This is a genomic window from uncultured Sphingomonas sp. (assembly GCF_937859915.1).
In the GTDB taxonomy this organism is placed as follows: domain Bacteria; phylum Pseudomonadota; class Alphaproteobacteria; order Sphingomonadales; family Sphingomonadaceae; genus Solisphingomonas.
Map to the genome: position 1 here is coordinate 1 of NZ_CALMAW010000074.1, position 7,951 is coordinate 7,951.

The following is a 7,951-nucleotide window of genomic DNA, read 5'->3' on the forward strand; positions in this document are numbered from 1 at the left end:
CCCCCCGCCCGCGCGAGCAGCCCCTCGGCGAGCGCGTCGGCGAACGGCCGATGCGCCGGCACGCTGAACACCGCGGGCGCGGCGCGCTCAGCCACCCTTGAGCATGTCCTCGGCGACCGCGATCGCGGACGGCGTGCCGACGTCGCACCATAGCCCCTGATGGACCACGCCGAAGGCACGATCGGCGGCGATCGCGCGGTCCCACAACAGGTTCATCGAGAAGGCACCGTCCGGCGCCCCCGCGAGCAGCCGCGGCGAGATCAGCTGGACCCCGGTATAGACGAACGGCGCGACGCGGCGCGGCTGGCGACGCTTAAGACGGCCCTCGGCATCCATGTGGAAGTCGCCCTGCCCGCTATGCGCGGTCGCCCGCGCCAGCGGGACGACGAGCAGCAGCGCATCCATCCGGTCGTCGTCCCAGCGATTGGCGAGCAGGCGCAGCGTGTCGACCGGCCCGTCGACCCAGAAATTGTCGGTGTTGATGACGTAGAACGGCAGATCGCCCAGCAGTGGCCGCGCATGAACCACGCCGCCGCCGGTCTCGAGCAGTTCGCGACGCTCGTCCGAGATCGCGATGTCAAGCCCGTGCGCGTGGCGGCGGACATGCGCCTCGAGCGCGTCGGCGAGATAATGGACGTTGACCACCGCGCGGCGGACGCCGGCCGCGCGCACCCGGTCGAGCGCATGATCGAGCAGCGCACGCCCCGCCACCTCGACCAGCGGCTTGGGCCGCGTCGCGGTCAGCGGGCGCATCCGCTTGCCGAGCCCGGCGGCGAGCATCATCGCGGTCTCGGGCAGCGCCTGCTCGCGATGCGGATCGGGACGCAGCGACAGCGTCTTGGCGAAGCGGCTCATGCGGACGTCTTCCTCCAGGCGGCGGCCCGCATCTCGGCGGGCACGTTCGCGGCGAACCATTGGGTGACGGGCGCCAGCGCAGGATGCGCCAGATTGCGTTCGAGATAGCCCCACACGCGCGGCTGCATCGGCAGATAGCTGCGCTTGCCGTCGCGCTTCCACAGCCGCGTGAAGATGCCGAGGATCTTGGTGTTGCGCTGGGCGCCGAGGATCTCATAGGCGCAGCGCAACGCATCGACGTCGTCGATGCCCGCCTCCTGCGCGTAAACCGTCAGCATCTCGGCCTCGAGCGCGGACGACACGTCGCGCCGCGCATCCTGGAGCAGCGAGACGAGATCATAGGCGCGGTGGCCGGCGAGCGCGTCCTGAAAGTCGAGCAGGCCGAGCCGGCGCAGCCCGGCGCGCTCGAGCAGAAGGATGTTGTCGACATGATAGTCGCGCAGCACCAGCACGCGCGGCGACGGCGTGGCGACCTGCGTCAGCACCTGGTCCCAGGCCCGGGTCCAGCCGTCGAGATCGACCGCGAGCCCGACCGCGGGCGCATACCATTCGGGGAACAGCCCGATCTCGCGGCGCATCACGGCGATGTCGTAGGCGGGCAGATCGGCGGGCACCGGCTGCTCGGCGAGGCGCGCGAGCAACGTCACCGCATCGCGATAGATCGCCGCCTCGCCGTCGCCACCACCCCGCAGCAGCGGGCCGACGAGGCGGTCGCCGAAATCCTCGAGCAGCAACAGCCCGCCGTCGCGGTCGACCGCCAGCGCCTCGGGCGCCGACAGGCCAAGGCCGCCAAGATGCGCGGCGATCGCGAGAAACGGAGTCACATCCTCCTGCTCGGGCGGCGCGTCCATCAGCACCGCGGTGCTGCCGTCGAGGACGACGCGGAAATAGCGCCGGAACGAGGCGTCGCCGGCGAGCGGCAGGATCGTCGCGCCCGCCCAGCCGTACGCGGCGAGGAAGGCGGGGGCGTGCGCGGGGGGAATCATCGCGCCGGGCCCGCCGAGGGCTTGGGTGGGTGGGGAGGCCATCGCGCCTCCCATGCCGCCGGCGCGGCCCAAGTCAAGCGGCGGCCGCCGGCGGCGTCGGGCGCGAGCGTCAGGCGGAGCGCGTGCGGCCACAGCCCAGCGCCGAGCCGCTCGGGCCATTCGATCAGCAGCGCGCCATCCTCGAGCCATTCCTCGAGGCCGAGTTCCTCGGCATCCTCCGGCGCGTTCAACCGGTAGAGGTCGACATGCGCGACGGGCAAGACGACCTCGGGCGGCGCGTAGGGCTGGACGATCGCGAAGGTCGGGCTCGGCGCCTCCTCGGCGAGACCGAGCGCGGCTAGTGCGCCGCGCGCCAGACTCGTCTTGCCCGCGCCGAGATCGCCGAACAAGGCGACGACGTCGCCGGCACGCAGCAAACCGCCGAGCATGTGGCCGAGCATCTCGGTCGCGGCGGCATCTGGCAGCGCCAGCACGCCCTCGCTCACGGACGCGCCCGCGGCAGATGCAGAGTCACCGTCGTCCCCTCGCCCTTCGCCGATTCGAGGCTGACGCTGCCGCCATGCGCCTCGACATAGTGGCGCGTCAGCGGCAGGCCGAGCCCGATCGAGCCCTCACGGCGATTGCCGCGCGCCCCGGCGCGGTGGAAGGGATCGAAGGCGCGCGCCTGTTCCTCGGGCGAGATCCCCTCGCCATCGTCCGACACCACCACCGTCGCCTGCTCGGCATCACCCGCCGCATGGAACAGGATGCGGCCGCCCTCGGGGGTGTAATCGACGGCGTTGCGCAGCACATGGTCGATCGCCTGGCGCAGCCGCCGCACATCGCCCGTCACCACGCCCGAGGACGGTTCGATCGCGACGATCAGCTCAAGCTTGCGGCTCTTGACCTGGCCCGCCAGCTCGTCGAGCAGCCCCCGGCAGAGCCCGGCAAGCTCGATCGGCACCTGTTCGAGGTCGAGCCGGCCCGCCGCGCTGCGCGTCAGGTCGAGCACCTCGTCGACGAGCTGACCGAGCCGCGTCGCGGCGGTGAGGATCGAGCCGACATAGTCGCCCGCCCGGTCGCTGAGCGGGCCGGCAAAGCCCGCCGCGAGCATCTCGGCGAAGCCTCCGATCGAGGTCAGCGGCGTCTTCAGTTCATAGCTCATCGTCGCGACGAAGGCGGATTTGACGCGGTCACCCTCCTCAAGCGCGGCGGCGCGATCTCGAAGGGCTTGCTCGGCGCGCCGGCTGTCCGAAATGTCGAGCAGCGTGAACAATGCATTGCCGTCGGGCAGCGGCACCGCGGCGAACTGGAAGTGGCGGCCATCGGCGAAGGCGATGCGTCCCGCCCGGCTCTGCCGCTCACCGGTCGCGAGGCGCACCAGCTCGCGGATCAGCCCCGCGCGCGCCGGATTCGCCAGCCTCGGCCCGACCATGCCGACCAGCGCGTCGACGCGCGGGTGCCGCGCCAGCTCCTCCTCGGTCAGCGCCCAGACCTCGCGGAAGCGGTTGTTCCACAGATGCAGCCGGCCATCCGCGGCGAACACGCCGACCGCCTCGTTGAGGTTGTTGAAGGTCGCGGTGCGCACGCGCAGCAGCGTGTCCGCCTCCGAGCGCAGCCGCACCTGCTCGGTGCGGTCCTCGAAGATCATCAGCATGCCGCCGTCGGGCAGCGGTTGCCCCACGACGCGCAGATGCGTGCCCGAGGGCAGCTGCCACGCCTCCTCCTGCGCGGTCTCGGACAGGAACCAACGCCGCCGCTCGGCCTTCCAGCCGGGAAAGTCGCGCGCGGCGGGCAGTCGGTCGGCCTCGCGCATGCGCTCGAGCACACGATCGAATTCGGGGCGGTCGGCGAGCCATTCGGGCAGCATCGCGAACAGCCGCTGGAACGCCGAGTTGGAGAAGACCAGATGGCGGTCGGCGGCGAATTGCGCGACGCCCGCCGACAACCGGTCGAGCATGTCGCGCTGCGCCTCCTCGAAGCGGACGAGGTCGGCGCGCGCACGCTCGACCTCCTCGACGTCGAGCGCATAGCCCGCGATCCCGCTCGCACCGAGCGGCACGTCGACGACGCGCAGCGTCCGCCGCTCGCCGCCGATCGTCGCGGGTACGGTGCGCACCGTCATCTCGCCCTCGTCGCGCGCGATCGCCGCCGAGGCGATCGGGCCGCCCGCGCCCTGCGCCTCGATCAGCTCGAGCCCGCGCGCGATCACCTCATGCGCGCTCTCGCCGTCGACGGCATGGACATAGGCGGAGTTGACCAGGCTGAGCCGCAGATCGGGACCGCGGTGCCACATCGGGATCGGCGCCGCCTCGATCAGCCCGGCAAGCGCGTCGAGTGCGCCGGCGAGCCGCTCGCGCTCGGCGGTGAGCCGCGCAATCTCCTCCTCGCTCTCGGTCGAATCGAACAGCCACAGCAGCGCCGCCCCCTCGCCCAGCGCCGGCGCCGCGGGCCTGCCGCGCACCATCAGCACCCGGCTCGCCCCGCGCGGTCGCACCGCCCGTGCGAACGACGCGCCACTGCGCTGCGCGGCATGGACGTCATGCGCAAAGGCCTCGGCATCCTGGGGGTCGAGCCCCGCGGACAGATCGGCGAGCGACCGCGGCGCGCGATCGAGGCCGAACCAGTCGGCGGCCCGCTCATGCGCGCGCAGGCGGCCGTCGGCGGACACCAGCATCGGCAGCGCGGGCGCGCCGGCCAGCATCGTGCGCAATCGGTTCAATTCGGTGACGGCCGCCCTGGCCGCGGCGTGACGACGCCAGCCGATCGTCACCGCAACGATCGCGGCGGCCAACCAAACGGCGAGGATCAGTCCCGCCACTGTCGCGTGGAGCGTATCGAGCTGGATCACGTCACGCCCACTCGCCCCTTCGTGGCTTCACCTCGACGTCCCCCATCGGGACTGTCTAGGCAAGATGGAGCCGGAGCGAAAGCAGCGATGCCGCCCGAGATCGCTCCCGCACGGCATCGCTGGTTATGCCTATCGCTGATCGGAGGAAACGCGGTCCCATTTCGTCACCCCGGCTCGACGGCCGGGGTGGTGGGGCCGCGCGTCTGCGATCAGTAGCGGTAGTGATCCGGCTTGAACGGGCCTTCGGTCGAGACGCCGATGTAGCCGGCCTGCTTGGCGGTCAGCTTCGACAGCTTGACGCCGAGCTTGTCGAGGTGGAGCGCCGCGACCTTCTCGTCGAGATGCTTCGGCAGGACATAGACCTGGTTCGAATAATTCTCGCCCTTGGTCCACAGCTCGATCTGCGCGAGCGTCTGGTTGGTGAAGCTCGCCGACATCACGAACGAGGGGTGGCCCGTCGCGCAGCCGAGGTTCACCAGGCGGCCCTTGGCGAGGATGATGATCTGCTTGCCGTCGGGGAACTTGACCAGATCGGTGCCGGGCTTGACCTCGGTCCAGGCGTAGTTGGAAAGCGCCGCGATCTGGATCTCGCTGTCGAAGTGGCCGATGTTGCAGACGATCGACATCGGCTTCATCGCCGCCATATGCTCGGCGGTGATGACGTCGGCATTGCCCGTCGCGGTGACGAAGATGTCGGCGCGCTCGACGGCCTCTTCCATCGTCACGACCTCGAAGCCCTCCATCGCCGCCTGCAGCGCGCAGATCGGATCGACTTCGGTAACCATCACGCGCGCGCCGCCGTTGCGGAGCGACTGCGCCGAACCCTTGCCGACGTCGCCGAAGCCGGCGACGCAGGCGACCTTGCCGGCGAGCATGACGTCGGTGGCGCGACGGATCGCGTCGACCAGCGATTCCTTGCAGCCGTAGAGATTGTCGAACTTCGACTTGGTGACCGAGTCGTTGACGTTGATCGCGGGGAAGGGCAGCTCGCCCTTCTTGGCGATCTCGTAGAGGCGGTGGACGCCGGTCGTGGTCTCTTCCGAGACGCCCTTGAGGTTCTTGACGGTCTCGGTCAGATAGCCGGGCTTGCGGATCAGGAAGGCTTTCAGCGCACGCTGGAACTCGACCTCTTCGTCATTCTCGGGCTCGCCCAGCGTCGCGCCGGCCTCGAGCTTGGCGCCCCACAGCGCGAACATCGTGGCGTCGCCGCCATCGTCGAGGATGATGTTGGCGGTCTGGCCGGAGCCGTCGACGTCCCAGTCGAAGATCGAGCCGACATAGTCCCAATAGTCCGCGAGGCTTTCGCCCTTGATCGCGAACACGGGCACGCCGGTCGCGGCGATCGCGGCGGCGGCATGGTCCTGCGTCGAGAAGATGTTGCACGTCGCCCAGCGGACGTCGGCGCCGAGCGCGGTCAGCGTCTCGATCAGCACCGCGGTCTGGATCGTCATGTGCAGCGAACCGGTGATGCGCGCGCCCTTGAGCGGCTGCGACGGACCGAACTCGCTACGCAGCGACATCAGGCCGGGCATTTCGGTCTCGGCGATGTTGATCTCGGCGCGGCCGAAATCGGCGAGGCTGATGTCGGCGACGACATAGTCGTGGGCGGGCGTCTGGATGGCAGTGGCCACGAAGGGGGCTCCCGGTATTTGATGCGGCCCAGCGACGTGCGGCCGACGATGCCCGCGATCTAGCGACCGGCAGGCGCAAATGCAAATATAAAGATATCCTTATATGTGTCGCTCGGCTGTCACATCGCCGTCAGGCATGGCCGCTCTCGGCGGACAACATCCGCGTGTCGATGCCGGCTGCGGCATAGCCTGCGGTCCAGCGCTGCGACACGCGCTCGTCGAAGATCAGCGCATCGTCGCCGGGCACGCCGAACCAGCCGTGGCGCGCCATCTCGGCGTCGAGCTGGCCCGCGCTCCAGCCGGCATAGCCCAGTGCCGCCAGCCAGCGTGTCGGCCCGCGCCCCTCGGCCAGCGCGCGCAAAATGTCGAGCGTGGCGGTCAGCCGCCAGCGGCCGGCGACGTCGATACTGCCCTCGCCGCCCCAATCGTCGCTGTGGATGACGAAGCCGCGATGCGGCTCGACTGGCCCACCCCTATGCAGCCGCGCGTCGGGCGCCTGGCCCGGATCGACGTCGAGCTGGCGCATCAGCGCATGCAGCCCGATCTCGGGCACCAGCGATCCGATGCCGATGCCGAGTGCCCCATTCTCGTCATGCACGCACATCGCGATCACCGCGCGTTCGAATCGGGAATCGCCGATGCCGGGCATGGCGAGCAGCAACTGACCGACGAGAAAGGGAGGACTCTGCATGACTTTGGTCTAGCCCGATGTCCCATTCAGGTCCAATTCCCGCTCCGTGACGCAGCGTTCACGTGTCGCGAAGACATCGCGCGCTATGGCGACCCCGCATGTCCGCGTCCTCGCCCGCCGTCTCGATCATCGTGCCCGCCTGGGGCGCCGCGCATCTCGTCGGCGAGACGCTGGCGTCGATCCAGCGCCAGGATTTCGACGATTGGGAAGCGATCGTCGTCGACGATGGCGCACCCGACGACGTCGCCGGCGCGGTGGCGCCCTTCGTCGCGGCAGATCCGCGCATCCGCTTCCTCGCCACCCGTCATGGCGGCGTCTCCGCGGCGCGCAACCATGCGATCGCCGCGGCACGCGCGCCGCTGATCGCGCTGCTCGACGGCGACGACACCTACCGTCCCGGCTATCTTCGCATCATGACCGCGGCGATCGATGCCGATCCGGGGCTGGGGCTGGTCACCTGCGACGCGATCTTCACCGGACAAGCGGCGCGCGAGGGCCATCGCTATTCGGACTATTGGCCGCAGCCCGGGGGTGCGACGCTCGACGCGGTACTCACCCGCCGCTTCAACATCTTCATCGCGTGCATCATTCGCCGCGCGGCGATCGACGCGGTCAACGGCTTCGACGAAACGCAGCCGTCGAGCGAGGATCTCGACCTGTGGATTCGCATCCTCGAACGGGGCTGGCGCGTCGGCCGGGTGGCCGAACCGCTGGTCAGCTATCGCCGCCGGTCGGGCTCGCTGTCGTCGGCGACGCTGCGGCTGCGCCGGGCGACGGTCGCGATGTACGAAAAGGCCGCCGTTCGCCTCGCCGGCCGGCCCGAGGCTGACACGGCGCGCGCGATGGCGGCGCAGACGCGCGACGAGGCAGCGTGGGTCGAGGGCGAGGACATGGTCATCGCGGGGCGCGTCGCCGCCGGGATCGACCTGCTGCACGGCGCGCGCGCGGGGCGCCGGTC

The 7,951-nt window shown here is 70.3% G+C and carries 7 protein-coding genes; 1 reads left to right on the forward strand and 6 read right to left on the reverse strand.

All coding sequences use genetic code 11. The features are described from left to right. Positions 1-87 precede the first annotated feature (87 nt). From Q0326_RS09920 to Q0326_RS09945, 6 genes are all read right to left on the reverse strand, one after another. Positions 88-855, reverse strand: a complete 768-nt coding sequence (locus tag Q0326_RS09920; protein WP_298689702.1) for a nucleotidyltransferase family protein — start codon at positions 853-855, stop codon at positions 88-90. Next, entirely contained in the window at positions 852-1,841 is a 990-nt protein-coding gene (locus tag Q0326_RS09925) for a phosphotransferase (protein ID WP_298689713.1), read from the reverse strand. The genes Q0326_RS09920 and Q0326_RS09925 overlap by 4 nt, the downstream gene beginning before the upstream one ends. Beyond that, a complete protein-coding gene (gene tsaE / locus Q0326_RS09930; RefSeq protein ID WP_298689705.1) occupies positions 1,838-2,326 on the reverse strand; it encodes a tRNA (adenosine(37)-N6)-threonylcarbamoyltransferase complex ATPase subunit type 1 TsaE in 489 nt (162 codons plus the stop codon). The genes Q0326_RS09925 and tsaE overlap by 4 nt, the downstream gene beginning before the upstream one ends. Beyond that, positions 2,323-4,671 (reverse strand): PAS domain-containing sensor histidine kinase, encoded by a 2,349-nt coding sequence (locus Q0326_RS09935; RefSeq protein WP_298689707.1) that lies wholly within the window; start codon positions 4,669-4,671, stop codon positions 2,323-2,325. Before Q0326_RS09935 ends, tsaE begins: the two co-directional genes overlap by 4 nt. Before the next feature lie 209 nt (positions 4,672-4,880). After that, on the reverse strand, positions 4,881-6,290 hold the full coding sequence (gene ahcY, locus Q0326_RS09940; protein ID WP_298689715.1) for an adenosylhomocysteinase: 1,410 nt from the start codon (positions 6,288-6,290) through the stop codon (positions 4,881-4,883). A gap of 142 nt (positions 6,291-6,432) precedes the next feature. Further along, positions 6,433-6,993 carry a YqgE/AlgH family protein gene (locus tag Q0326_RS09945; RefSeq protein ID WP_298689709.1) on the reverse strand — a complete coding sequence of 187 codons (561 nt, stop codon included), beginning with the start codon at positions 6,991-6,993 and terminating at the stop codon, positions 6,433-6,435. Between the two features lie 98 nt (positions 6,994-7,091). Here Q0326_RS09945 and Q0326_RS09950 point away from each other — a divergent pair. Next, positions 7,092-7,951: glycosyltransferase family A protein (locus Q0326_RS09950; protein WP_298689711.1), on the forward strand; the 860-nt coding region annotated here is incomplete at its 3' end.